Raw genomic sequence first — 23,977 nt, forward strand, 5'->3', positions numbered from 1 at the left:
AGAGCTTTTACCTATGGCCCACACCTTAACATTTCCTTTTTTGTCTAAAAAAAAGGAAATTTATTCGAGTTATTATTCTGTCTTCTAGCATTACTTTTTTCTATGATAATCAATAGTAGTGAGGTATAATGGGTAAACAACAAAATCGGATATCCATTTCGTATCTGAGATCGTTTGCGTAGAAAATATAAAGTAATATGTGAATAAAAAGCTAATTTTAGTTAGTAACCAAATTTAAAAAAACGAGGGATAAGCCTAATCGGACATGCCATCGCAGTGGTCAATGATCCAGGATAGACGGCAACTTGGCCAAGCATATTGACAGCTTAGCTTCATGAAATTAAAATGATTAAACCATAAATCTATAACTCGATATGAATATCAAATACCTTATTTTTTCCCTCGTTCTATTGCTGCTTTCGAAGTTTAGTTCATCGCAGGAATTGAAATTAAACTATGATAAAGAAGCTACTAACTGGAATGAAGCATTGCCATTGGGCAATGGCCGTATCGGTGCCATGGTATACGGTGGAGTTTCCCAAGAAGAGATTCAATTGAATGAAGAAACGATCTGGGCCGGACGTCCTGGGAACAATGTACCCAAAGGTAAATACTCGGATATTGTAAAAATTCGTCAACTTCTTGTTGAGGGCAGGAACAGAGAAGCGCAAGAATTATCGAATCTCGCCTTTCCGAGAGCTGCACCAGCAGGACTGGACTATGGTATGCCCTACCAAACTTTCGGCAGCCTGATGCTTGGGTTCCCGACTCACCGTAACCCTGTTCAATATCAACGGGAGCTGGATTTAAATAAAGCGATAACTACTGTTTCTTATCAAGTCGATGGAGTCAATTATCGAAGGGAAATGTTTACGTCACTGGTCGACAGTTTGCTGTTGATCCGCATTACTGCGGATAGAGCGAAAAGTATCTCCATGGATCTAAACTGGAAAAGTCCACATCAAAATATTGGCCTAGGTATAAATAATGGTGCATTGTTTCTGCGGGGAAAAGGAAGTACAGTGGATTCCAAAGAAGGGCAGGTGGCGTTCTATGGATTTGTTTATCCGCAGGTTAAAGGTGGTCAGGTTACTCATCATAGTGAGCAGATTACGATCCAAGGCGCAGACGAAGTAATCCTTTATGTATCAATTGGAACAAACTTCAAAAATTACAAGGATCTTTCCATTGATCCTGAACGAAAAGCCACACGAATTTTTGAAAAGGCAAAAGGAATTTCTTACACAAAAGCACTGGAGCAGCATGTTAGAAAATACCAGCATTTCTTCCATCGGGTGAAATTGGACCTTGGTAGCAATGCGCAGGCAAACAAAACAACAGATGTGCGGATTCGGGAGTTTGCGACAAACTTTGATCCACAGTTAGTAGCACTTTATTTTCAATTTGGCCGCTATTTGCTGATTTCCTCTTCCCAACCTGGAGGCCAGCCTGCCAATTTGCAGGGGATTTGGAATGCTAAACTTTCTCCACCTTGGGACAGTAAGTATACGATAAATATCAATACCGAGATGAACTACTGGCCCGCTGAGGTAGGGAATCTAAGTGAAATGCACGAACCATTGTTTAGTATGTTAAAAGACCTTGCTGTTACAGGTCAAGAGAGTGCACGGGAAATGTATCATGCCAGAGGGTGGAATGCCCACCATAACACTGATCTATGGCGCATTACGGGTGTTGTAGATGGCGGTTTTTACGGTATGTGGCCTATGGGCGGAGCTTGGTTGAGTCAGCATATCTGGCAACATTATCTGTATAAAGGGAACAAGCAATTTTTGAAGGATTATTATCACGTATTGAAAGGGGCGGCTTTATTTTATCTGGATGTTTTGACCAAGGATCCATCTGGAAAATGGCTGGTCGTAAGCCCTTCCATCAGTCCAGAAAATAGCTATGAAACAGGTAGCGTAGGTGTTTCAGCCGGCACGACAATGGATAATCAACTCGTGTTTGATGTCTTTAATAATTTTATCCGTGCATCCTACGTTGTGGATTCCGATGGCGCATTGCGCGATTCTGTCAAACGAACTCTTGAACATTTACCGCCTATGCAAGTTGGACAACATGGACAGCTGCAGGAGTGGCTTAAAGATCTGGATAAAAAAAATGATCATCACCGTCATATATCACATCTATACGGATTGTTTCCATCAGGTCAGATTTCACCTTTTCGCGACCCTGCACTTGCTCAGGCAGCAAAAAATTCATTGATCTACCGTGGAGACAAGTCGACAGGTTGGTCTATGGGCTGGAAAGTAAATTGGTGGGCACGTTTGCTGGATGGAAATCAATCGTATAAATTGATCAAAGATCAATTGAGCCCAGCTCCAGAGGAACAGCAAGGACAAAGCGGCGGTACCTATCCTAATTTACTGGACGCCCATCCGCCTTTTCAGATCGATGGCAATTTTGGCTGTACATCCGGAATCGCCGAGATGTTGGTACAATCATATGATGGGAGCATATTTTTATTACCAGCTTGGCCAGATGACTTGCCAAATGGGGAAGTGAAAGGTTTAGTCACTAGAGGAGGATTTATTATCGATATGAGCTGGAAAAATCGAAAGTTAACGGAATTAAAGGTCAGCTCTACCTTAGGAGGCAACTGCCGTATTCGTGTCACAAATAAGAGTAGACTCTATTTAAAAGGGAAGCCTTTGAAAAAAGCGAATGGCAAAAATACAAATTCCTTTTTTGATGTTGATGAAATTAAAAAACCATTGATAAAAACGCAAAATAGTGCATTTGAGGTTCCTGAAACAACGCTTTATGATCTTTCGACCACGAAAGGTAAGGTTTATGAATTTGTTGTGAAATAATATTTAATACTCGAATTTATGCTAAATACTGATAAAAAAATGGAAATATAGTTGTCTGATGACTATTATGAGCTTCTGTAGTTCATCATTTTTGTGATAATATAAGGTTTTATGGCCGCTTGGATACTGTTCAAGCGGCCTTTCCTTTTTCATATGTGAATTTGATCGCTTAGTCTTTTGCTGCGACACTTTCATTTCTATAGATTCTGTAGTCTTTTCTGCCTTTATTGTCAGGCCGTAGAATTATAAAAACTGCGAGCAAAGGAATTTTTCTTCCTTGGTAAAACTGATCTGTATAAACTGTGAATATCATAGCTTTCAATATTTGGTTTAGGACAGAAACAAAAGGTATTAAGTTTACCTTTAAAGCGTTTATTTAACTTAAACAGTTTCAACTCGCGTTTTTTACCATACGCTAGGGAATAAACATTAAGAGTAGCCCTTGATGGGGATGATCCGATGCAAGCTATCAGTCAGATTCAGGTCTTATTACGATCTGTGACTAATGACAAAAAGTGATGAATCTGAACGATATGGACCGTGTTGCTGTTCCAAAGTAAAGAGAACCGTATATAGCTTTTGAAGATGAAATTTGTCAAAGTAAATCGAGTCGTGTTAAGCGCGCTGCGAGCGATGGGGTATAATGTGCTGGTTTCGCCTGTCGATGTCCAGGATCCACAAAATATTACCTGGAAAGCGATCTGGGTAGAGGACGTCGATACCTGGATTAGGAGCTTGTATTGTGGACAGGGATCTACAGCACGTCCTAATATTCTTGATATTGATTATGTACTGGCCAACGTTGCCGACTGCTATCTGTCAGGAAGTGTATTTATAGAAAGTGATAAGGTCTATTAGGATATAAATCCTATCTTAGTCCTATGCTGTTAAAATCCCTTTGAACAAGTCACCAAGTTCCTTTCGCGAGCTCGTCGAGCCGGGCTATGCCGACTTTGTCCTGCAGCGCTCTGAGTGGGCTGATGTCAAGGAAAGGCAGGATGATAAGGAAAGCGCAGAACAGCATGCCATCAATAGGGGGCAAAGGAGGGAAGAGCCTTGCAGTTGCTGCAGGATATCGATAAGATCGAGAGCATGCTAACGACCGGATTAGGCTATGATGAGCCTAAATTTCTTAAATAACTTTAAAGTTTACCAATTTACTATCTTTATTGATAACAGCAATTCATTTAGACTACAACAACAGTGGTTTTGGATACATCTGTTTTTTAACTGTTGCAGAATTTTGTAGTAACAAAAGATAAGAAAATGGAACTAAAGGACAAAACCTATCTAGTTACGGGTGGCACGTCGGGTGTTGGAAAAGCTATTGCTAGCGGCATCGCAAAAACAGGTGCAACTATTGTAATTGTTAGCCGTACTACTTCAAACGGTGAGCAAACAGTCAAAGAAATCTCGGAGAAATCAGCAAACAAGAACATTTCCTTTCTTACGGCCGATTTAAGTTTGATGAAATCAGTTGAGCAACTTAGTATAGAGTTTAAGCAACAGCACAATCAACTCCACGGCTTGGTAAACGCCGCTGGTGCATGGTACTTCAAAAAAGAAATTACGAGTGAAGGGCTTGACAAATCATTTGCCATAAATTACCTAAGTCATTTTGTGCTTACCAACGGTTTACTTGATTTATTAAAAGCAAGCGATGAAGCACGAATTGTAACTGTTGCCGGTGCACCTCGTTTTTTGAGAAAGCCCAAAATTGATCTGAATGATCTAGAACTCACAAAATCATACAGTTGGATGAAAGCAACTAATCTGGCTATGTTTGCAAGGGTTTACTTTGGTTTTGAATTAGCTGATAGGTTAAAAAATACTTCAGTAAGTTCAATGCTTTTTCATCCCGGATTCGTAAAATCAAATCTCGGAAAGAGTACCACTCCCTGGTGGCTCAAGCTAATGTTTTTATTATCACCCGATGTTAGGAATGCACCTGAAACCTGCGAAAGCGGTGTATACGTAGCGACAAAAGAAAATGCAAAATCTTCCAACGGAAAATTCTTTGATGAAAAAAATAACATCATTGAACTCCGGGATAAGTTTGAGAAATCAATAGGTAACGAATTATGGTTATTGAGTGAGCATCTTGCATCAAAAAAGTAACTTTGTATATGGCACATGCAAAACCGCAACGAATTAGGTCAATCGGTGAGTTTCATCGGCTGAGAGGTTTGCCCAAGCCCGAACATCCATTGATCAGTATTGTCACGACGGATGATTTCATTGGGCAGCCCGATCAAATCGCAATGAATTTTGTATTTGACTTTTATTTTATTGCTTTGAAGAGGGGGGAAGGTGTAAAATATAAATACGGACAATTGCATTACGATTTTGAGGATGATGGTGTACTGTTCTTTATGTCACCCAATCAAGTGCTCGAACTTGAAATTGCTGAGGAAGAAAAAAACGAAAAACATTCAGGTTGGATGTTGCTCATTCATCCGGATTTTATCTGGAACACGTCATTGGCAAAAAACATTAAGCAGTATGCATTTTTTGATTATTCGGTAAATGAAGCGTTGTTGTTATCAGAAAAAGAAGAAAATACACTTAACGGCATTATTGAAAACATACGACAGGAATATCATTCCAACATTGATAAGTTTAGCAAACAAATCATTTGTTCACATGTTGAAAGTTTGCTTGGTTATTCGGAACGATTTTACAACCGTCAGTTCATCACAAGGGAAAAGGCCAATCATCAAATTTTGGAACGATTGGAAAACCTGTTGACAGAGTATTTTAATAGCGATGATTTGGCAATTAAAGGTCTGCCATCTGTTCAATATGTTTCGAAAGAACTGAATCTCTCGCCAAGCTACTTAGGCAGCTTACTGCGAACAGTAACCGGCCAAAGCACACAGCAACACATACACGATAAATTGATAGAAAAAGCCAGGGGAAAACTTTCTAACACAAACTTATCAGTAAGTGAAATCGCTTACGAATTGGGATTTGAACATTCTCAATCGTTCAGTAAATTCTTCAAAACGAAGACAAAAATGAGTCCTCTGGAGTTTCGTAAACAGATAAATCTCAGATAACAAGTCAATATTATTCAAAATGTTGTATTGTAAGGGTAAAACTGCATGTTAAAGAATGCATGCAAACCTTTAGCATGTATTTACATATAGCCAATAGTAACTATTAAAAATTGGAGATTTTGGACCTGAATTAGTTTATGTTTTGAATAATTTCATTATCAACGTATTATTAATTAATGACATTTTCCAGTTGATGATAAAAATGTCACAATTGAAAGAAAATTTTAGATAATTTTTTTACTGGCATGCATTTCAGTAAATTTGATTTATAACATAAACTTTAAGTAAGAATGGAAAAGTATAATTACGGGGTCATCGGTCTGGGTGTAATGGGAAGAAATCTGCTTTACAATATTGCCGATAATGGTTTTTCTGTCGTAGGATTCGATTTAGATGAAGAAAAGGTAATAGAACTTCGTAAAGGAGTGGCTTCAGGTACAAAGGTTGTTGGAACTGTTTCGCTAGAGGAATTTGTATTGAGTTTAGAAAGTCCGCGAAAAGTTATTTTGATGGTACCTGCAGGCAAACCGGTTGATGCTGTTCTTGAAAGCATAACCCCGCTGCTGAGTCCAAAAGATATTGTCGTTGATGCGGGAAATTCTTATTTCAAAGATACCGAGAGACGTATAGCCGATTTAGCTTCTAAAAACCTTCATTTTATGGGAATGGGAGTTTCTGGAGGAGAGCAGGGCGCCAGAAGAGGACCGAGTATTATGCCAGGGGGAGATTTGGAAGTTTTCAATTTGGTGAAGCCTATGCTGGAAGTTATTTCAGCAAAAGTAAAGGGGGAGCCTTGCACCGCTTATATGGGGAAAGGAGCTGCTGGGAATTATGTTAAAATGGTTCACAACGGTATTGAATATGCCATCATGCAATTAATCAGTGAAGCATATGATTTACTGAGAAAAGGAGCTAATCTTACGAATGAACAATTGTATGAAGTTTTCAAAAGATGGAATGAAGGCGAGATGAATTCTTTCCTTATTGAAATAACAAGAGATATCTTCCAGCAAAAAGATGATGTAACAGACGGTTTTCTTGTCGACAAGATTTTAGATAAAGCAGGAGCAAAAGGAACCGGAAAATGGACCTCCCAGGAGGCTATGGAAATTGGGGTTTCTATTCCAACCATCGATATTGCCGTAACATCAAGAATTTTATCCGCTTACAAAGATGAGCGAGCAAAAGCTTCTCAATTATATGCTAAAGAAGAAGTAAAAACCCCTGAAAATACAGAATTGTTTATCAAAGAGGTGGGGGATGCTTTGTATTTATCTACTTTAATCAGTTATGCTCAAGGTTTGGCATTATTGGTAAAAGCTTCTGAGGAATATCAGTTTGACATTCCGTTAAAAGATGTTGTCAAAATCTGGAGGGGTGGATGTATCATCCGTTCTGTTTTATTGGAGAAATTTTATCTGGCTTATTCAAAATACGAGAACTTATCTAATATTTTATTGGATCAGGAAATTTCAGAAATTGTAAAAGATAAAATTCAGTCATTAAGAAAAACAGCTGCTTTTGCTGTATCAAACGGAATTCCAAGTTTAGGAATTCAGTCGGCTCTAGGGTATTTCGAAGCTTACACCACAGCATCTTTACCTGTCAACCTGCTTCAGGCTCAGCGTGATTATTTTGGTGCGCACACTTACCAAAGAACGGACAGAGAAGGAGTCTTTCATACTTCATGGCAAACCCCAAATAACTAGATCCTAACAATGAGTGACAATACAATCCTGCATCCCACAACGATCGTTATTTTTGGTGCAACAGGGGATTTGGCAAAAAGAAAGCTTTTTCCAGCCTTCTACAATTTATACATCGATGGCAGAATGCCAAAAGGTTTTAATATTCTAGCTTTAGGAAGAGCCGAAAATACGGATGAAAAATTCAGCGCTTATATTAAAGAAAATCTGGAGAGTTTTTCCAGGAAGACCGTAACCAAGGAAGATTGGGCTGGTTTTCAGGCTCACATCAGCTATTTTCAGCATCAGCTTGATGAAGAAAGCTCTTATCAGAATTTATATCAGAAACTTGAGAATTTTGATAAAGTGTACGGTATGAGAGGAAACAGACTTTTCTATTTGTCGATTGCACCAAACTTTGTATCGGTAATTTCAAATCATCTTAAAAATACATCAATAGCATCTGATCCTGCAACAGATCGAATTATTATCGAAAAACCTTTTGGTCACAATAAAGAATCTGCCATTGAGCTAAATAATCTTCTTTCACAAACTTTCCAGGAAGAACAGATTTATCGTATCGATCATTATTTAGGTAAAGAAACAGTACAGAATATTTTGGCGTTCAGGTTCGGAAATTCAATTTTTGAACCTCTTTGGAACCACAGACATATAGAATCGGTGCAGATTACGGTTGCCGAAGAAGTAGGAGTGGAAACAAGAGCCAGTTTTTATGAGCAGACAGGAGCTTTGCGCGATATGATTCAGAACCATCTTTTGCAAATTCTTTGTATGGTTGCTATGGAACCTCCGACTTCACTTGGATCGAGTGAGATCAGGGACCGTAAAGTTGATGTTTTAAAATCCATCCGTAGGATTTCTCCTGAAAAAGTAGATCATTATGCGGTAAGAGGACAGTACGGACGAGGCAAAGTAAATGGGCAAAAAGTAAATGGCTATCGCCAGGAGGAGGGAATTGCTCCTGATTCCAATACCGAAACATTTGTCGCTATCAAGTTTTATCTGGATAATGAAAGATGGGAGGATGTTCCTTTTTATGTTCGTACCGGGAAGAAGATGAAAGAAAAGCATTCTTATATAACGATTCAGTTTAAGCCACTTCCAAATTCTATGTTTTCAGAAAGCACCTCGCTTCTGTCGGCTAACCGATTGATTATTAATATCCAGCCACAAATGGACATCAGATTGCAGTTTATGTCTAAAAAGCCAGGCTTGTCTTTAGCGCTTAAACCTGTGGAAATGATTTTCGATAATTTTGCCTGTCAGACCGATACTCCCGAAGCTTATGAAACACTTTTATTGGAAGCACTTGTGGGAGACCTTACACTGTTTATGCGCTCTGATCAGGTAGAAGAAGCTTGGGACGTGATAAAAACGATTCAGGAAACCTGGGAAAAAACCAAAGACCCATCTTTCCCCAATTATGCTTCAGGAAACTGGGGACCTGATGACAGTGATGCACTGGTAGAGCGTCAGGGACATCAGTGGGTTTAAAAAGTAATTAAAAGAAAATGAATATTACAATATTTAATAATCTGGATGCTTTATATAAAAAAGCCGCTGATACATTTGTTGAGCTTTCGAACAAAGCAATCCAGAAGCATGATAAATTTGTGGTTGCGTTGAGTGGTGGCTCTTCACCGAAAGCCATTTTTAGTTTATTAGCTACTCCCGAATATGCAGATAAAATAATTTGGAACAAAATCCATTTTTTTTGGGTAGATGAAAGATGGGTTTCTCTTGAAGATGAGAAAAGTAATTTTAAGATGACGTTGGAAGTACTTTTGAATAAAGTTCCAGTCAATGAAAATCAGATTTTCCCCATGTATAAAGAGGGAATTGAGCCTGAAAATTATGCTAAAGAATACGAAACTCAAATCAGAAATGTTTTGGGAGCTGACGGTATTTTTGATTTCATCCTTTTAGGAATGGGAGATGATGGCCACACAGCATCTCTGTTTCCAGGTGAAAAGATTTTACAAGAAAAAGAAAAATGGGTTGATGCCTACTACCTAAAGCCGCAGGAAATGTTCAGAATTACTTTGACTGAACCTATCATCAATAAAGCTGAAAATATTCTGATTGTTACGTTTGGTAAATCTAAGAAAAACGCTTTGAATGAAGTTCTTAATGGTGCATATAATCCTGAATTATATCCGCTACAGTTAATTGAAAAGAAAGCAGGAGTCCAGATTTTTACTGATAAAGAAGCTGGAATTTAATTCAATTGTCTTTTCATCCGAATGCCCTTTATTTTCAATTGTACTTTTGGTGTACGCAGTATGCATGCGAAAAATTTAGTAACACGTTAGATTCCTATAAAATCGTAACAAGGAGTATGAGTCGAGAGGCTCACGTACGGTTCTGTGAGAGATTTAGGGGTGAGACTCCCCTTTATCTACTCGACCTGCCGCTGAGAGTTTCTTTAAAACGTTAAAATGTACAGAGGATATCGGTACCGTTATTTTTGATCTGACCTGTACGGCAGACAATGGCGAGCGGTTTATTATTGAAGTGCAGCGCACGTCACAAGTTAATCATAAAATATCTGCAATACCTATTGAAAAGTGATTACTTTCCACTGGAAATAACTATAGCTTAGCGCTCCAATTCAGTATGTAATCTGCTATCTGCAGGTTGTTACTTTCTTGCATTAGCATATGTCCATTACCGTAAATTCCTAAATCAGGTAAGCGCACGATACTCGCCTTACCACCTGCTTTGTTGACTTTATCTACAAAATTCTTCCAACTATCGTACATCTGCGACCATCTGTGAGACATACCAGTATCATTATTTAAATTATCACCAAAAATCACAATAAATGGAATATTAGCTAATTTTTCGACATCCTCTTCCCCAAAGTCAGCTGGTGCAGGCTCAATTATTACTGCACCTTTGATATTAGAGGAATCCATTAAAGCTGCATGCAGCGGAAATGGACCTGATTGCGAATGACTCACTAATATTGTGTTTTTTATTTCTGAGGATAATTTAGCTATGTTTCCATATGCTATTGTATAGTCTTCCCTTGATACTAAAGATCGGAATGGAACTCCCTGTTTTGAGAATTCGCTGAAAGCAATTTCAGATAATCTTGCATTATTAAACCTTTGTTTATTTTTAGGACCTATTCTGAAATTCAAATGAGCATTTTCATCAGAAATACGGATCAAGGCTGGTAATCTGTCAGCGGATATTTCTCCAGATCTCACCTGATTATTAAGCTTTGAATTAAATCCTGATCGTCCAACGCCAAACTGATCAACGACATATGTATCATATCCTTTTCTGACAAAATACTCATTCCATCCCATTCTTCCATCAGGTGTCGTTTCATATGTTTTCCCAGTTAACGTCATTCCATGGATGAGCACAAAAGCTTTGTTGCTAACCTTACGTTGAGGTTTCATAAACTGTACATACATTTGATTTTTGGTAACATGACCTTCGGGTGCAAAATCTCCCAAATCACTTTTAGTTTGCATGACAGATTCTCCACCGACATAAAAACTACCTATTGATTGTAAAACCAACGGTTCTTTCGGTTGTTTAATTTGTTCAAATTCTTGAGCTTTTACTAATGAAGAAGCTGCTAGGATCAGAATCAAAAACGAGTATTTCATATTTTAAAAATTTATATTGTAATTGGGATTTATTATTCTGTGCAGATCGCTTTTTATTTCATTATTAAGTGGTTGACAGGAAATTATTTTCAATTTTATGCTACAGTGAAACCTCCATCCGGTGTAACTGCTTGTCCTACCATAAAACCTGCTAATGGACTGCATAGCCAAAGAACCGCCGAAGCGATTTCAATTTCTTTACCTACCCGAGCAATTGGTATTGATTTAATTATTGTCCCCATATGTTCTGGTGCATCGATGAGGGCTTTTGACACCATTGGAGTTTCAATCACCCCAGGACAGATTGCGTTGATGCGGATGCCTCGTGATGCGTATTCTAAAGCTGCCGATTTTGTAAGACCAATTACGCCGTGTTTTGAAGCTGTGTAAGCGCCCAGGTTAGCTGTACCAACTAATCCGCCTTGTGATGCACAATTGACTATCGCACCCGTGCCTTTTTCACGCATATGCTTCAGCTCATATTTCATGCAGTTAAAAATTCCCTTTAGATTTACTGCTATCGCACGGTCAAAGTCTTCACCTATTGCATCTGCAGTCTCCGCTACCGGAACTTGAATCCCTGCATTATTATATGCAAAATCAAGATTGCCAAATGTTTTGATGGTATAATCTACCATGGCAGCTACATCGGTTTCTATGCTGACATCACACCTTATGCCGATAGTTTGATATCCCTTTTTTTGCAGTTTCTCAGCTGCATTTCGTACCGCCACTTCATCTAAATCTGCCATTACGACTGCTGCGCCAGACTCTGCAAAGGCTATTGATGTAGCTAAACCTAAGCCTGATGCAGCGCCTGTAACTAAGGATACTTTATTATTAAATGATATTTCCATATTTAAAGAATTTATAACTGCAAAATTACTATCAACCCGGTTGAGTTTTCTTATATGTTTTACGGAGATGTTAACCAATTTTACCGACTGAATTTAATTTCCATAAATAGTAATTGTTTAAAGATGTATTTTTGATTAAAGCTTTAGATATGGGAGAACACATCAATTTTGACAGCGTAAGCACATATAATCTTTTTGGAAATCATCTAACATACAATCCCTTGATTAGTGTTCTAGATTTAAGCAAGGCTAAACCCAATCGTATAAAGCATATGCATATGGGTATATATGTTATAAGCTTGAAGGGCGTCAAGATAGGGGATTTAAGGTATGGAAAAGGTTATTATGACTTTCAGGAAGGAACTATGGCATTCTTTTCACCTGGTCAGGTGGTGCATATTGAGGATGACCAAGAGTGGCATCAGCCAGGAGGGCACAATATTGTATTCCATCCGGATTTGATTCGGGGTACAAGCCTTGCCAGAAAATTTCATGAGTTTACTTTTTTTAGCTATCGGGTTAATGAAGGGCTTCATTTATCTGAAGAAGAGCAAAGTATAATTAAAGATTGTTATGCTAAAATTGAACAGGAAACCAAGCGGCCAATAGACAAACATAGCAAACAAGTTATCATAGCAAATTTGGATTTATTACTGACATACTGTGTACGCTTTTACGACCGCCAATTTATTACTCGTGAAAATCTCAATAAAGGGATATTGGAAAATTTCGAAAGGTTACTCAATGATTATTTTGTTTCAGAAAAACCGCTGAGCGATGGTCTTCCATCAGTAAAGTATTTTGCAGATAAACTAAACTTGTCACCAAATTATTTTGGTGATCTGGTAAAAAAAGAAACAGGAAAGAGTCCTTTAGAGTTTATTCAATTGAAATTAATTGAGACCGCTAAAGATAGAATGTTTGATGACCGAAAAACTATTAGCGAAATTGCGTATGAATTGGGGTTCAAATATCCTACTCATTTTACACGGCTTTTCAAACACCAAGTCGGGATGACGCCAAACGAGTATAGAAAAATCAATCGACGATAAATTACCAATTCGATCATATAAGACGTCCCTTTCCATGACCTTCTTCATCGGCGACATTGTTTTAATTAATATGCAGAACAATATTTTTTACTAAAAATATTAGTATTATAATATTTATTTGCTTATATTTGCATTCTTAACCAATTTAAAAACAAATGATTATGAGTGAATTGAAACAATCGAAATATATCGATATCACGACAGATTATGGCTTTAAAAAAGTTTTCGGATCAGATACCAATAAAGATCTTCTCATCGCTTTCTTAAACCAACTCTTTAGAGGTCGCAAGGTTATTGCTGACCTATATTATAACAAAAATGAACATGTCGGGGATACAGAGGATATTGGTACTGTTATTTTTGATCTGACCTGTACAGCAGACAATGGCGAACGGTTTATTATTGAAGTGCAGCGCACGTCACAAGTTAATTTGAAAAAGCGCATGCTTTACTACAGTAGTAAATTAATCGCAGACCAGGCACCCAAAGGAAACCGAAGGGCTTGGAATTATGCAATTAGTGAAGTCTATATTATTGTGTTGTTGGATGGATTTGCGATGCCTGATGCGGGGGAGGAGAAGTATTTTTTGCACGATATCTGTCTATGTTATCGTGATCATGGCAAAATATTTTACGACGAACTTGGCTTTATATATATTGAATTGGTTAACTTTGTTAAAGCTGAGGCAGAGCTAGATAATGATCTAGATCGTTGGCTTTATGTACTCAAAAATATTTCATCGCTAAAGGGACTTTCCACTTATTTGCGGAAGCCTATTTTTGAGAAGTTATTTCAGTTAGCAGAGTATAGCAAACTAAAACCGGAGGAACGAGAGATGTACAACGCAAGTTTAAGGAATAAATGGGATGCCGAGAGTATCCGAAGTAGTCAGGAAGAGCTATTGAAACGAGCGCGCGAAAAAGCAATGGCTGAAGGAAAAGCAGAAGGAAAAGCTGAAGGGAAAGCTGAAGGGAAAGCAGAGGGAGAAGCTAAAGGAAAAGTTGAAGGAAAAGCAGAAGTAATAAAAAACCTTTTGTCTTTGAATAAGTTTTCGATTTCGGATATTGCCGAACTTGCGAACGTCACTGAAGAGTTTGTAAAGCAGATCGAGGCAGAGAAGGCTAAAGGAAAATAAAGCATATTACAATAAGGGTTTTACGGCCACTTGGATACTGTCCAAGCGGCCTTTTCCTTTTTTATACGCTGGTAAACAGGTTTTCCATTTACCGTCTCTTCGATAAAATCCGATAAATCGATATCAAGCGTCAAGTATACGTTTCATTTGGCACGATATGCCGCGATCTTTCTGTTTGAAATGTCCAGAAAAAAATAAAGGATGCACTGCACAACTAAGGTTAGTATGATAAACAAAACCATCAACGGGATTTTAAAATAATCTCCGGGAATGGAGGGGTTAGACAATATATATCCCCCCGTAACAACGATTGCTCCAATTAAACTGATTACGAATAGAACAGCCCAGCCTTTGAGAAAAAGTGCTGTCGGTGTTTGTTTTTTGTTTACTATCAAAATTTTCTTGATGAAGTAAACAGGGATTAGACAAAAGCAAAGAAATAAAGTACAATGGAGTAAGAGATCCCCACAAATTAAATTCATGTATTCCTCCAATGAATAGGGGATACTATAAAATACGTAGTTTCCCGAAATGATGTTGTCTATATATCCGATGTTGATCAGCAAAGGGAACACAATATAGGCCAGGAGCAAATTAACTATAATAACTCTCATACGTTTAAAGCTCTTTATTTACAATCTGTTGAAAGATATGATAAAGGTAACTGTTCATCAATAACTTTTTTAATAACATCCCAATTTGGTCTTTCTACAACGGGTGCATCGACAACAGCAATACCGTTGCTTCCATTTACAAACGTAGATATTTTATCTTGGAAAGATTTCCATAATGCATCAGCTTTAGCGGCTATTATTCAATTGTTTTTCAGCATGCCCTCATCGCTCACATAAAAAAATCGTGGAGATTTTTAGTTAAAAAGCTGCTTCGTTCTGATTTGAAAAAGTCTTTCTATGCTATGATTGAAATCAGCATCTATAGTTGATCCATTGTATCTGTCATCATTTTATTTACGATCAGCCACCGGCCATTGATAGAGTGAAATGAGAGGAATTCATGATAGTAAAAATCATACATCTTCACTTTCACTTCCGCTACTGCAATCGAGTTTATGACAGAAATTTTGAGAATTTCGCCGTGGAAAGGTTGACCAGAGTCCTTTGGGCTTTGGCGGTGCGCCACGACGTCAAGGTATTCCGCGAGTTTTTTGGAATAGGGCTGCCCCTTTACATCACCTAAAAGTAAAGCGCCGGAATAAAATGCCTGTTCCAAAAGTTTCACTTCCCCGGTATAAATCCCCTTGAAATAGCGATCCTCCAGGGTTGCTTTGATCGCTATGCTGTCACTAATTGTATTGTTCATTGCTGTGTCAATTTGTGCTTTGCTATCCGGGAGCAAACCGAAAAGCAAAGCAGTTAATAGAATTGTTGTCATTATTTTAAATTGTGGCCAGCGCCCATACCGCCGTCGACGTTAATGATCGCGCCATTAATGAAATTGCTTTTTGCTACGGTGTAAATCATTTCCGCGACATCCGCTACTTCACCAATCCGGTTGACCAAATGTATACCGGCCATGCTATCACCATTGTCGCCGTGCATTGGCGTTCGGATCACGCCCGGAGCAATCGTGTTGACTCGAATGTTTCGGCTGCCGAATTCAGCCGCTAATTGTATTGTGAGCGCGTGGATTGCACCTTTGCTTGCCACAGGTGCTGCGGCCGGGGCGCCTCCCAGTGCATGGTTTACCAGTGGCGTACCGATGTTGATGACCACGCCGTGTCCTTGTTTTAGCATTTCTGGCAAGACCGCTTGTGTGGTAAAAAATGTTCCTTTCAAGTTGGTGTTTAAAAAAGTATCAAGGTAATTCTCATCCACCTCCAGAAACGGTTTATTCCCAAAAATCCCTGCATTGTTGACCAATACATCCACTTTGCCAAATTGTTTTAACGCCAAATCAACGAGCTGTTCTCCTGTTTCTTTATGCATGATATTGCCGGCAGCCATGGCCAGCTGCGGACCAGCACCTAGCCTGTAAAATGTTTGTTCGAGCTTTTCGCGGGTTGCCGAATTGATGACAACATTGTCACCTCGGTCAAGAAAATATTTGGCTGCTGCTTCACCGATACCCGACGAAGCTCCGGTTATGATAATTGTTTGTTTGTCCATCGTTCTATTTGTTATCGGCAGTGATGCCGTTTTCACGTAATATTGATACTTGCTCACCGGCATAGCCCCAGTCGTCCAATTCTATTTCCTGGATAAGCACATGTGTTAGGTGGGGATCCTTGTTCAAGATCGTTGTGAACAGGTCAGTAATTCCTTTTATTAGCTGTTGCTTTTGTTCACGGGTAATACCCTCTTTGGTTAATTCTATTTTTATAAATGGCATATCTTTACTATTATGCAACAGCGATACTTTCGCTTGCTATGGCGGTTAATGAAATAGTTAGCTCAAATTCGTTGTAGATCAACGTATCCCCAAGATTCTGAAAGAAGTTGCCTGAACGGAATTTCATATCATATTTAGTCCGGTCAATTACAACGCGCGCTTTAGCCACCAGATATTCGTCAAGGACAGTTGCATCAATGTTAAATGTCACATCCCGAGTAATTCCCTTAATTGTCAGATCAGCGATGTAGTTACTGTTATTTGAAGATGATATAATCAGGCTGGCTTCAGGATATTTTTCGGAACTAAAAAAATCGTCAGAAGCCAGATGTCCTGCAAATTGGACATTTGCGGCGGGGTCTGTTATGTCCATTATCTTAATAGATCTGGTGTCTACGACAAATTCACCAGCAATAATTTGCCCATCGTGTACTGTGAGCTGACCGCTTTTAAAATTAATTGTACCATTGTGGCTGCCAGTTACTTTTTTTCCTACCCAATTGATCAGGCTTTCGGTCGTTGAAATGTTGAATTTTTGTGTTTTCATTATGTTGTATTTAATGTGCTAAAAAAATTATACTACAAAGTAACGATGCTGTTTTGAACGGATAACGTGACCTATATCACAATCTGACTCTCAGCCGTATAGTCGGATGATTTGATGAAAGCGACCTGTTCGAGGGAAAACTGTTTGAGTGGAATTAGTGATATATAAAATGACAGCGGCCCTTGTTTACAAAGACCGCTGTAGGACGAGATAATTGTTCTCGCTATCGGATTTTAATAACAATGCTCTTTCTGCTTTTTATTTTTTGAATAAGTCAAGCTGTTCCGTGGTTTCTCTTATCAGTGATCGCATTAGTTCAGATGCATTTCGATGTTTAAGTATCGGTGCGATTTGACCGCTCCATAGAAATAGAAATTCTGGCCGTTGCTGTTCTAGAGCAGCTTTCCGGAGTGAAGACATAATTGAAGTCTGTAATGGAAAGGGGAGGGTTGTTATCTCCTGGTCCGGTAGTTGTTTGGTTATAAGAGAACCAATACCTCGACCAAGTCTACCGGTAAAAGCCCTGGTAAGTGTGGTGTATTTTGCCTCTTCAGAAAAAAGCATATCGCGATGTATAGGAATTGCGCCTGATTCCTCACAGGCCAGAAAAGCAGTTCCGATTTGGACAGCGTCCGCGCCTAAGATGAGAGCCGCGGTTATCCCTTTTGCATCTGCTATTCCACCGGCAGCGATCACTGGGATATTTACTTTTTCGCGGATCAGTTGTAACAGTGTGAATGTACCCATCAGGGACGATTCGGCTTTAGCTAGAAAGGAGGGACGGTGTCCCCCCGCTTCAAATCCGGATGCGATGATAGCGTCTACGCCCGAATTCTCCAAAACAATTGCTTCATCCAACGTTGTTGCAGTTCCTATGGTTATGATCCCTTTGCTTCTACATTCCTCTATTACGTTTACTGGTAAACTACCAAATATAAAACTGAAAACCTTCGGCCGGATATCCAATATCACGTCAAGCTGATTTTCAAAACGAGACTGAAATGCGGCGGGTTTTGTAGGGAAATCAATGTCCAGCGCGTCAAAATAAGATCCGAAGATTTCCTTGGTTCGCTCATATTGCAGATCAAAAATTCCATCGTCGGGCATATCCGTATCAGACACCCATAGATTTAGGTTATAGGGTTTAGCCGTTGCAGATTTTATCTTATTGTTGACATCGACAATTTCCTGTGGGTTCAAGGTATAAGCGCCAAATCCGCCCAGTCCACCCGCGTTGGACACGGCGGCGGCCAATTCGACCGTAGAGAGATTTCCTCCAAAGGGTCCCTGCAAAATTGGATAGTCGATACCCAATAATTGACTGATTTTTGTGTTGTACCACATGTTAGATTGCTTAGATATTTCCAAAATAAACTATTAATCAGGTCAATTCACGGTGATCTAGATCACATTTTTTTGGGCATTATAGAGGCGGCTCAGTGTTTCTCTAGATACGCCTAGATAAGCCGCTATCAAGTGTTTCGGAACTAAGTTATACAATTGGGGGTACATCTGCAGTAACTCTTCATATCGGGTCTTTGCATTATTATTCATGAAGGATAGCAGACGTTTTTGGGAAGCCACGTAGCCACCATTTGTGCGCCAACGAAAAAAATGTTCCATATGATGAATGTCGGCACATAGTTTTTCCCGGTCTTCATTCGATAGGCATAATAGTTCGACATCCGTTATACAGTCCACGTTTACAGTAGCTTTTGACTGCGTATATAAAGCATTATAATCGGACGCCCACCAAGTGGGCATAGCAAATTGTAGGATGTGCATTTTTATATCTTCATTGATATAGAATGTCTTTAAGCAGCCCGTAATTACAAAATATTCATAATTGACCTGATCGCCCTCCCGGATAATTACCTGTCCTTTTTTGAACGACAGCGGTCTAAAATGCTCAAATACATATTCATATTCAGCATCTGTGAGCACAGTATGTTTGGCGATGTGTGCCCGTAGGAGTTCTTTAGCGTCCATAATTGACTTAGCTTAACATTTCGTTCAATTCATATTGTTATAAAATTAAACGATATAGATTTCTATAAATCCAAATTACTAAAAAAAACTCACTTCATTCTTACGAAAGTTTTATGTTTTGCCTGATAATACATATCATTTAAATGCGACGGTGCTGATGAAAGTAGTTATTTTTTTAGAATCGTGAAATAATAAATATTCCACGCATCGGAATTGGCTTCGACAAAATCTAACAGGCCATCATTGTTTAGATCTGCAAGTTCTAGATGATAAGGTTAGGGGAAGCTCTTTATATCTCTTCCTCATACACGAGCTCAGCTTCGAGATGTTCAATAAAAATAGACAGCTCATCGGAGGTAAGCCAGCTTCGATTGGCGCAATGCATCATCCATTCACCATTTATTTCACTTCACCATCAATCAAGCAGCGGAATAGTATACTTTTCATCGCTCCTTCTTCCATTGAATTTCGCCACGCTCAATCATTCCGATATATTTTTCGATATGATCCTTCGTCAGTGGCGTATTATCGTCCAGGTGATATTCAAATTTCTTTGCAAACAGGTCATATTGGATAGATGCTACATAAACATTGTTAACATAAATATGCCAAATACCGCCTTTCTTTACGCTTATACGAACAACATGGCGTTTGCCATTGCTGTAGAATAACTCCGGCGAATCTCGATCAAACCGACGAATAAGAGCATCGATGCAGGCCTCCTTAATGTCGTGTGCCAGTACACCATACACTAACTCCCATTCGCCCTGCGATCGCCTGAATATGTAAAATGACTTTCCGTTTTTGTCATACAAATAGTAATCCCGCATGCCCATACTTTTATCATCAATGGTCATACGGACATATAGCACACGATTTCTACAGTGAACTTCAAGTGGTTTCATAAAACAAAATTACTAATAATATTAGTAATTTATCAAGGTAAATTTTCTGTTTAACATTTTTCTCTTTTTATGCAATTGGATGGCTGAGCTTATAGGCTATGAAATCAACAATAGTTGTTTCAGATAATATGCTTTTTTTTATATGTGAGGCTTATCTGTCACTGAAATCAATACATTACAGATTGGAACTTATGCCGGTGTATAACTATTTGGCTATTATGAAAAAGGGGGTACCCCGAGTAGAAAAGTCTGGAAAAGATATCAATATTTCTTTACTTTTTTGAATATTCATGCTAGTTAGCTCCTTCTAACAATTAGAGCAGAAAGGAGCTATTTAAGATCAAGCTTTCTCATATAGTAAATGTTTTGAAAAATACAGTATCATTCCGATAAATTCGATAACTTAAATCAATGAAAAGAAAGGATGAAATTAAGCAATACACGATCAGGAATATCATCAACTACAGAAAGCTTGACTGGAGTATTTCAGATGATTTTCTGTATCTAACAGATGTACCCGAGATTTTCGAGCCTTTTGAAATGAAACCGCATTATTTCGCCTATGGAATTATCAACTCCGGAAGTATCACGATCGAAGTAGATTACAAGAACTTTCTGATAGATGAGCGTTCATTATTGATTTATCGTCCTGAACAAAATGTAAAGGTTATTAAGATAGAAGCTGGCACAACGGGAATGTTTGTACTGTTTACGAAAAAGTTTATGGATTATCTTTTTGAGAGTTTTTTTTCCATTGCGCCCAATTCTTTTCTGAAAAATAAGTTCGGTTCACAGGTCGTTCTTTCCAATGAAGATCACTCGAAAATGAATACTTTGTTTACACGTACACTGGATTTTTTAATTGCTTCAGAGGCAGACAACGAAAGGTGGATCTATTCCGCTAAAAGTATTCTTTTGGCACTGATCAACGAAAGTGATTTTTTGGTAAACAGGTACATCGAAAACAGAAACAACATTCATCAACCTCGTGAGGAAGAGATAGGATACAACTTCAAAAAACTTGTTTCAAAGCACTACTTAACCTTTAGAAATATTGAATTTTATGCTCAAGAGCTAAATATCACAAGCAATTACCTGCATAAAATTATAAAAAATCAGTTTTATCAGACTCCTGCAGAGATCATCAATATGGCGCTCCTCTCTGAGTGCAAAGTGCGTTTGTCAGATTCCAGCGAGTCAATAAGTCAAATCGCCGATCACCTTCAATTTACCAATCTTCAATCGTTTAGCCGATATTTTAAAAAGCAGACTGGTGAGACGCCCACTTCATTCCGGAAATATCATTTGATAAATCCATAAAATGATAAAGTTTGTCCAACTTCGGGTAAGCAATAGGAGATAATCAATCGCTAATTTTATTTTATAATAAATTCGATTAGTATGGAACGATTAAAAGGAAAAATAGCCATTATTACCGGTGCATCCCAAGGAATGGGCGAGTCACACGCAAGAAAATTTATTGCAGAAGGAGCCAAGGTCATACTTACGGACCTCAATGAAGAGAAGGGAAAAAAGATTGCTGATGAATTAGGTGAAAATGCGTTGTTTGTAAAGCACGATGTTTCGGATGTAGAACAATGGAAAGCTGTCGTTGCGAAAGGTGAAGAAAAGTTTGGACCAATCAATGTTTTGGTCAATAATGCTGGAATTTTAGGTCCAATAAAAACGGTTACCGAAATAACGGAAGAGGAATATCTGAAGGTGATCGAAATCAATCAAAATGCTGTTTTCTATGGAATGAAATATACAATACCATCCATGCAGAAGGCTGGTGTCGGTTCCATCGTGAATATTTCTTCAGTTGCCGGAATTGTCGCAATCCCGGGATATCCAAGCTTGGCATACACGGGTAGTAAATTTGCTGTCAGAGGTCTTACAAAGGCAGCAGCGGTGGAATACGGCAGAGAAAATATCAGAGCCAATTCAGTGCATCCAGGATATATCAAAACCCCCATGATGGTGGAAGCTACTGGCGAAGACGGAAGCGGAGCAGCAGATGTTACGCCTCTGGGCAGAATGGCAGATGCAAGTGAAGTTAGTAACCTGGTCGTGTTTTTAGCATCTGATGAATCATCATTTCTTACGGGTACAGAGCAGGTAATAGACGGCGGGATGAGCATCCAATAGATTTTTTACTACTGAGCCATTAAATTTGTTTTTCAATAGCGTCACTTCAAGGAAAGAGGCGCTATTTATTTTTATGGAATTAAGCGAATTTTAAAATACTTTTTATAGGTAATCCTTGAGCTTGACTTTTGTGAAAATTAACTATTGCATCAAGAATGACTATTTGGTTCGAATCAACTGCGCATCTTACTTCCAATTATTTTTATCTGTGTTTTTTCATTTAGGCTTTTCTCGAAGTTTTAAATATGAAATAGATGATTAAAAAAAATGTGACAAATAAAGATAATCCCCCTAGCAAGAAGACTGTTCCAGAAAGGAAAGTTGGCAAGGACACGTGCCAGCCTTTGATTACTGCGGAAAAGACAAAGAACAACACGGATATTGCTATCGACACTTTCAATGTTTTCTTACTGATCATATAGTGCTAACTAATTTTTGAAATAATTATTTAACGTAAATATAGAATATAAATAGTAGTAATAGATATTAATTGTCATTTCTACACATATGGGTGGTTTTAATAACCATCTTTATATGATGGACGACATGGAAAAATATGAAATCAATTGGATTAACGTTATCTGTCGTATCTGTGCTTGGATTTTAATTCAAAGATTTTGTCCGCCGAAATCTCAAGATCACCCAGTGATTTATAGCAATCTTTTTCTGTAGTGTGGTCATTTAATAATCTGGCAAGTTCAGCCCTAATGATAAAGGCTTCTGCGTGCTGTATACCTTTCTCATCCTGATTTAGGTGTTTTTTAAGAGCATTATCGAGTACCTTGGCTGCGGCCAGGTAGTCTTCCTTAAAATCCTTCAGTTTTAATGCAAGCGCAATTGACTTTCCTAGCTCAGTTGCGTCCTTTTGTTCGGTGGATTCATAATCGGCTTCATCTTTAGGGCCCTGTTGGATGAATATTACGGAATTCCCGGAGGGATCGGTTACAGTGAAACGTGTTCTCGCAGGTTTCATTCTAGAAATCCTAGGCAGATCCTTTGAAGGAATACGTCCAAGATGACGCTTAAGGGCATCGCAAAACTCCTGATAAATTTTCTGAACATCGTTTATGATGATCAGACAACCGTTACCTGGCGTCAAAATCTCTATATTCTTACTATAATGAAAATGCAGATGGGATCCCTCGCGTTCCAGAACCGCATATTTATACGGACGATCCTGTCTAAAAGTAACTTTAAATCCGAGTGTTTCCCAAAAAGTAAGTGTTGCATCAATTGCGACGTATTTCAATATCGGAATCGTAATCCATGAACTGTCTTTCATTGCATTTAGTTTAGGTTTCAAAAATATAAGTATGATATGACTTCTTTCTTTTACATACTTTTTTCACAGTAAAGGACAGATGATTGTTGTTTAAAATATATTGGATAAATTTGATTTATGCAGGAATTTACACACGATAAAAAACTTTATTACAGTCCGGTTGAATTTACCTTTTCGCATATCGGAGGTACCTGGAAGATACCTATACTGCTAAGTCTAGTGCATGGTCCCGTGAGATACGGAGACCTGAAGAGTATGATACCACGCATAACAGATAAGATGCTGCATACCCAGCTTAGAGAGTTGGAACAAAAAAAGATGATCAGTCGGACAGTATTTCGCGAAAAACCTCCGCGGGTAGAATATGCATTAACAGACCGTTCCCGCCATGCATTACCTGTAATTCAGATCCTGAAGGAATATGGCGAATTACTGATTTCACTGGAAGCGCACAATATCTATCGGTAGCGTCTGACAGTAGGAG

23 protein-coding genes are annotated in these 23,977 nt (G+C 38.5%); 13 read left to right on the forward strand and 10 right to left on the reverse strand.

The annotated features are described in order from the left end of the window. The first annotated feature begins 374 nt into the window (after window positions 1–374). From B4A24_RS10395 to B4A24_RS23885, 8 genes are all read left to right on the forward strand, one after another. Window positions 375–2,837, forward strand: a complete 2,463-nt coding sequence (locus B4A24_RS10395; RefSeq protein WP_293944736.1) for a glycoside hydrolase family 95 protein — start codon at window positions 375–377, stop codon at window positions 2,835–2,837. 585 nt (window positions 2,838–3,422) lie between these two features. After that, a complete protein-coding gene (locus B4A24_RS10400) occupies window positions 3,423–3,695 on the forward strand; it encodes a hypothetical protein (RefSeq protein ID WP_293944737.1) in 273 nt (90 codons plus the stop codon). Between the two features lie 408 nt (window positions 3,696–4,103). Next, window positions 4,104–4,955, forward strand: a complete 852-nt coding sequence (locus B4A24_RS10405; protein WP_288807819.1) for an SDR family NAD(P)-dependent oxidoreductase — start codon at window positions 4,104–4,106, stop codon at window positions 4,953–4,955. A gap of 8 nt (window positions 4,956–4,963) precedes the next feature. Continuing rightward, window positions 4,964–5,896 carry a helix-turn-helix domain-containing protein gene (locus tag B4A24_RS10410; protein WP_172392160.1) on the forward strand — a complete coding sequence of 311 codons (933 nt, stop codon included), beginning with the start codon at window positions 4,964–4,966 and terminating at the stop codon, window positions 5,894–5,896. Window positions 5,897–6,186: 290 nt separating this feature from the next. Then, the gene (gene gndA, locus B4A24_RS10415) at window positions 6,187–7,605 is read left to right on the forward strand and encodes an NADP-dependent phosphogluconate dehydrogenase (protein ID WP_293944738.1); all 1,419 of its coding nucleotides are present in this window, start codon (window positions 6,187–6,189) and stop codon (window positions 7,603–7,605) included. 9 nt (window positions 7,606–7,614) lie between these two features. Continuing rightward, entirely contained in the window at window positions 7,615–9,096 is a 1,482-nt protein-coding gene (zwf, locus tag B4A24_RS10420; protein ID WP_293944739.1) for a glucose-6-phosphate dehydrogenase, read from the forward strand. Between the two features lie 17 nt (window positions 9,097–9,113). Then, window positions 9,114–9,824 carry a 6-phosphogluconolactonase gene (pgl, locus tag B4A24_RS10425; protein WP_293944740.1) on the forward strand — a complete coding sequence of 237 codons (711 nt, stop codon included), beginning with the start codon at window positions 9,114–9,116 and terminating at the stop codon, window positions 9,822–9,824. 229 nt (window positions 9,825–10,053) lie between these two features. Then, the gene (locus tag B4A24_RS23885; protein ID WP_409456486.1) at window positions 10,054–10,173 is read left to right on the forward strand and encodes a hypothetical protein; all 120 of its coding nucleotides are present in this window, start codon (window positions 10,054–10,056) and stop codon (window positions 10,171–10,173) included. Between the two features lie 20 nt (window positions 10,174–10,193). On the opposite strand, the gene B4A24_RS10430 is transcribed toward B4A24_RS23885, so the two are convergent. Both B4A24_RS10430 and B4A24_RS10435 read right to left on the reverse strand, forming a co-directional pair. Continuing rightward, complete coding sequence (locus tag B4A24_RS10430) at window positions 10,194–11,228, reverse strand: hypothetical protein (RefSeq protein ID WP_293944741.1); 1,035 nt, start codon at window positions 11,226–11,228, stop codon at window positions 10,194–10,196. A gap of 95 nt (window positions 11,229–11,323) precedes the next feature. Next, complete coding sequence (locus B4A24_RS10435) at window positions 11,324–12,085, reverse strand: glucose 1-dehydrogenase (protein WP_293944742.1); 762 nt, start codon at window positions 12,083–12,085, stop codon at window positions 11,324–11,326. Between the two features lie 149 nt (window positions 12,086–12,234). Between B4A24_RS10435 and B4A24_RS10440 the strand changes: the two genes are divergently transcribed. After that, a complete protein-coding gene (locus tag B4A24_RS10440; protein WP_293944743.1) occupies window positions 12,235–13,137 on the forward strand; it encodes a helix-turn-helix domain-containing protein in 903 nt (300 codons plus the stop codon). A 161-nt stretch (window positions 13,138–13,298) separates the two neighbouring features. Next, window positions 13,299–14,273, forward strand: coding sequence for an Rpn family recombination-promoting nuclease/putative transposase (locus tag B4A24_RS10445; RefSeq protein WP_293944744.1), 975 nt, complete (start codon window positions 13,299–13,301; stop codon window positions 14,271–14,273). A 933-nt stretch (window positions 14,274–15,206) separates the two neighbouring features. On the opposite strand, the gene B4A24_RS10450 is transcribed toward B4A24_RS10445, so the two are convergent. The 7 genes from B4A24_RS10450 to B4A24_RS10480 all read right to left on the reverse strand — a co-directional run bounded on the left by B4A24_RS10450 (window position 15,207) and on the right by B4A24_RS10480 (window position 20,063). Next, on the reverse strand, window positions 15,207–15,665 hold the full coding sequence (locus B4A24_RS10450) for a nuclear transport factor 2 family protein (protein ID WP_293944745.1): 459 nt from the start codon (window positions 15,663–15,665) through the stop codon (window positions 15,207–15,209). Then, window positions 15,665–16,435 (reverse strand): SDR family NAD(P)-dependent oxidoreductase, encoded by a 771-nt coding sequence (locus B4A24_RS10455; protein ID WP_293944746.1) that lies wholly within the window; start codon window positions 16,433–16,435, stop codon window positions 15,665–15,667. The genes B4A24_RS10450 and B4A24_RS10455 overlap by 1 nt, the downstream gene beginning before the upstream one ends. After that, a complete protein-coding gene (locus tag B4A24_RS10460; protein WP_293944747.1) occupies window positions 16,404–16,622 on the reverse strand; it encodes a tautomerase family protein in 219 nt (72 codons plus the stop codon). The genes B4A24_RS10455 and B4A24_RS10460 overlap by 32 nt, the downstream gene beginning before the upstream one ends. A gap of 10 nt (window positions 16,623–16,632) precedes the next feature. After that, window positions 16,633–17,169: a YceI family protein gene (locus B4A24_RS10465; protein ID WP_293944748.1), complete on the reverse strand. Its 537-nt coding sequence runs from the start codon at window positions 17,167–17,169 to the stop codon at window positions 16,633–16,635. Between the two features lie 258 nt (window positions 17,170–17,427). Next, the gene (locus B4A24_RS10470) at window positions 17,428–18,513 is read right to left on the reverse strand and encodes an NAD(P)H-dependent flavin oxidoreductase (protein WP_293944749.1); all 1,086 of its coding nucleotides are present in this window, start codon (window positions 18,511–18,513) and stop codon (window positions 17,428–17,430) included. Between the two features lie 57 nt (window positions 18,514–18,570). Continuing rightward, complete coding sequence (locus B4A24_RS10475) at window positions 18,571–19,158, reverse strand: Crp/Fnr family transcriptional regulator (protein WP_293944750.1); 588 nt, start codon at window positions 19,156–19,158, stop codon at window positions 18,571–18,573. 443 nt (window positions 19,159–19,601) lie between these two features. Beyond that, on the reverse strand, window positions 19,602–20,063 hold the full coding sequence (locus B4A24_RS10480; protein WP_293944751.1) for a hypothetical protein: 462 nt from the start codon (window positions 20,061–20,063) through the stop codon (window positions 19,602–19,604). 411 nt (window positions 20,064–20,474) lie between these two features. On the opposite strand from B4A24_RS10480, the gene B4A24_RS10485 reads away from it, so the two are divergent. After that, window positions 20,475–21,383 (forward strand): helix-turn-helix domain-containing protein, encoded by a 909-nt coding sequence (locus B4A24_RS10485; protein WP_293944752.1) that lies wholly within the window; start codon window positions 20,475–20,477, stop codon window positions 21,381–21,383. A gap of 81 nt (window positions 21,384–21,464) precedes the next feature. After that, the gene (locus tag B4A24_RS10490) at window positions 21,465–22,211 is read left to right on the forward strand and encodes a glucose 1-dehydrogenase (protein WP_293944753.1); all 747 of its coding nucleotides are present in this window, start codon (window positions 21,465–21,467) and stop codon (window positions 22,209–22,211) included. Between the two features lie 577 nt (window positions 22,212–22,788). On the opposite strand, the gene B4A24_RS10495 is transcribed toward B4A24_RS10490, so the two are convergent. After that, window positions 22,789–23,493 (reverse strand): VOC family protein, encoded by a 705-nt coding sequence (locus tag B4A24_RS10495; RefSeq protein WP_293944754.1) that lies wholly within the window; start codon window positions 23,491–23,493, stop codon window positions 22,789–22,791. Window positions 23,494–23,610: 117 nt separating this feature from the next. Here B4A24_RS10495 and B4A24_RS10500 point away from each other — a divergent pair, with 117 nt between their 5' ends. Continuing rightward, window positions 23,611–23,961, forward strand: coding sequence for a winged helix-turn-helix transcriptional regulator (locus B4A24_RS10500; RefSeq protein ID WP_293944755.1), 351 nt, complete (start codon window positions 23,611–23,613; stop codon window positions 23,959–23,961). Window positions 23,962–23,977 lie beyond the last annotated feature (16 nt).

Origin of the sequence: Sphingobacterium sp. UBA7249 (genome assembly GCF_002472835.1) — a bacterium.
Lineage (GTDB): Bacteria > Bacteroidota > Bacteroidia > Sphingobacteriales > Sphingobacteriaceae > Sphingobacterium > Sphingobacterium prati.

Bases quoted from the DNA above. Each gene is read 5' to 3' on its own strand.
- B4A24_RS10395 (WP_293944736.1), top strand. From the start codon at position 375: ATGAATATCAAATACCTTATTTTTTCCCTCGTTCTATTGCTGCTTTCG.
- B4A24_RS10400 (WP_293944737.1), top strand. From the start codon at position 3,423: ATGAAATTTGTCAAAGTAAATCGAGTCGTGTTAAGCGCGCTGCGAGCG.
- B4A24_RS10405 (WP_288807819.1), top strand. From the start codon at position 4,104: ATGGAACTAAAGGACAAAACCTATCTAGTTACGGGTGGCACGTCGGGT.
- B4A24_RS10410 (WP_172392160.1), top strand. From the start codon at position 4,964: ATGGCACATGCAAAACCGCAACGAATTAGGTCAATCGGTGAGTTTCAT.
- gndA (WP_293944738.1), top strand. From the start codon at position 6,187: ATGGAAAAGTATAATTACGGGGTCATCGGTCTGGGTGTAATGGGAAGA.
- zwf (WP_293944739.1), top strand. From the start codon at position 7,615: ATGAGTGACAATACAATCCTGCATCCCACAACGATCGTTATTTTTGGT.
- pgl (WP_293944740.1), top strand. From the start codon at position 9,114: ATGAATATTACAATATTTAATAATCTGGATGCTTTATATAAAAAAGCC.
- B4A24_RS10430 (WP_293944741.1), bottom strand. From the start codon at position 11,228: ATGAAATACTCGTTTTTGATTCTGATCCTAGCAGCTTCTTCATTAGTA.
- B4A24_RS10435 (WP_293944742.1), bottom strand. From the start codon at position 12,085: ATGGAAATATCATTTAATAATAAAGTATCCTTAGTTACAGGCGCTGCA.
- B4A24_RS10440 (WP_293944743.1), top strand. From the start codon at position 12,235: ATGGGAGAACACATCAATTTTGACAGCGTAAGCACATATAATCTTTTT.
- B4A24_RS10445 (WP_293944744.1), top strand. From the start codon at position 13,299: ATGAGTGAATTGAAACAATCGAAATATATCGATATCACGACAGATTAT.
- B4A24_RS10450 (WP_293944745.1), bottom strand. From the start codon at position 15,665: ATGACAACAATTCTATTAACTGCTTTGCTTTTCGGTTTGCTCCCGGAT.
- B4A24_RS10460 (WP_293944747.1), bottom strand. From the start codon at position 16,622: ATGCCATTTATAAAAATAGAATTAACCAAAGAGGGTATTACCCGTGAA.
- B4A24_RS10465 (WP_293944748.1), bottom strand. From the start codon at position 17,169: ATGAAAACACAAAAATTCAACATTTCAACGACCGAAAGCCTGATCAAT.
- B4A24_RS10470 (WP_293944749.1), bottom strand. From the start codon at position 18,513: ATGTGGTACAACACAAAAATCAGTCAATTATTGGGTATCGACTATCCA.
- B4A24_RS10475 (WP_293944750.1), bottom strand. From the start codon at position 19,158: ATGGACGCTAAAGAACTCCTACGGGCACACATCGCCAAACATACTGTG.
- B4A24_RS10480 (WP_293944751.1), bottom strand. From the start codon at position 20,063: ATGAAACCACTTGAAGTTCACTGTAGAAATCGTGTGCTATATGTCCGT.
- B4A24_RS10485 (WP_293944752.1), top strand. From the start codon at position 20,475: ATGAAAAGAAAGGATGAAATTAAGCAATACACGATCAGGAATATCATC.
- B4A24_RS10490 (WP_293944753.1), top strand. From the start codon at position 21,465: ATGGAACGATTAAAAGGAAAAATAGCCATTATTACCGGTGCATCCCAA.
- B4A24_RS10495 (WP_293944754.1), bottom strand. From the start codon at position 23,493: ATGAAAGACAGTTCATGGATTACGATTCCGATATTGAAATACGTCGCA.
- B4A24_RS10500 (WP_293944755.1), top strand. From the start codon at position 23,611: ATGCAGGAATTTACACACGATAAAAAACTTTATTACAGTCCGGTTGAA.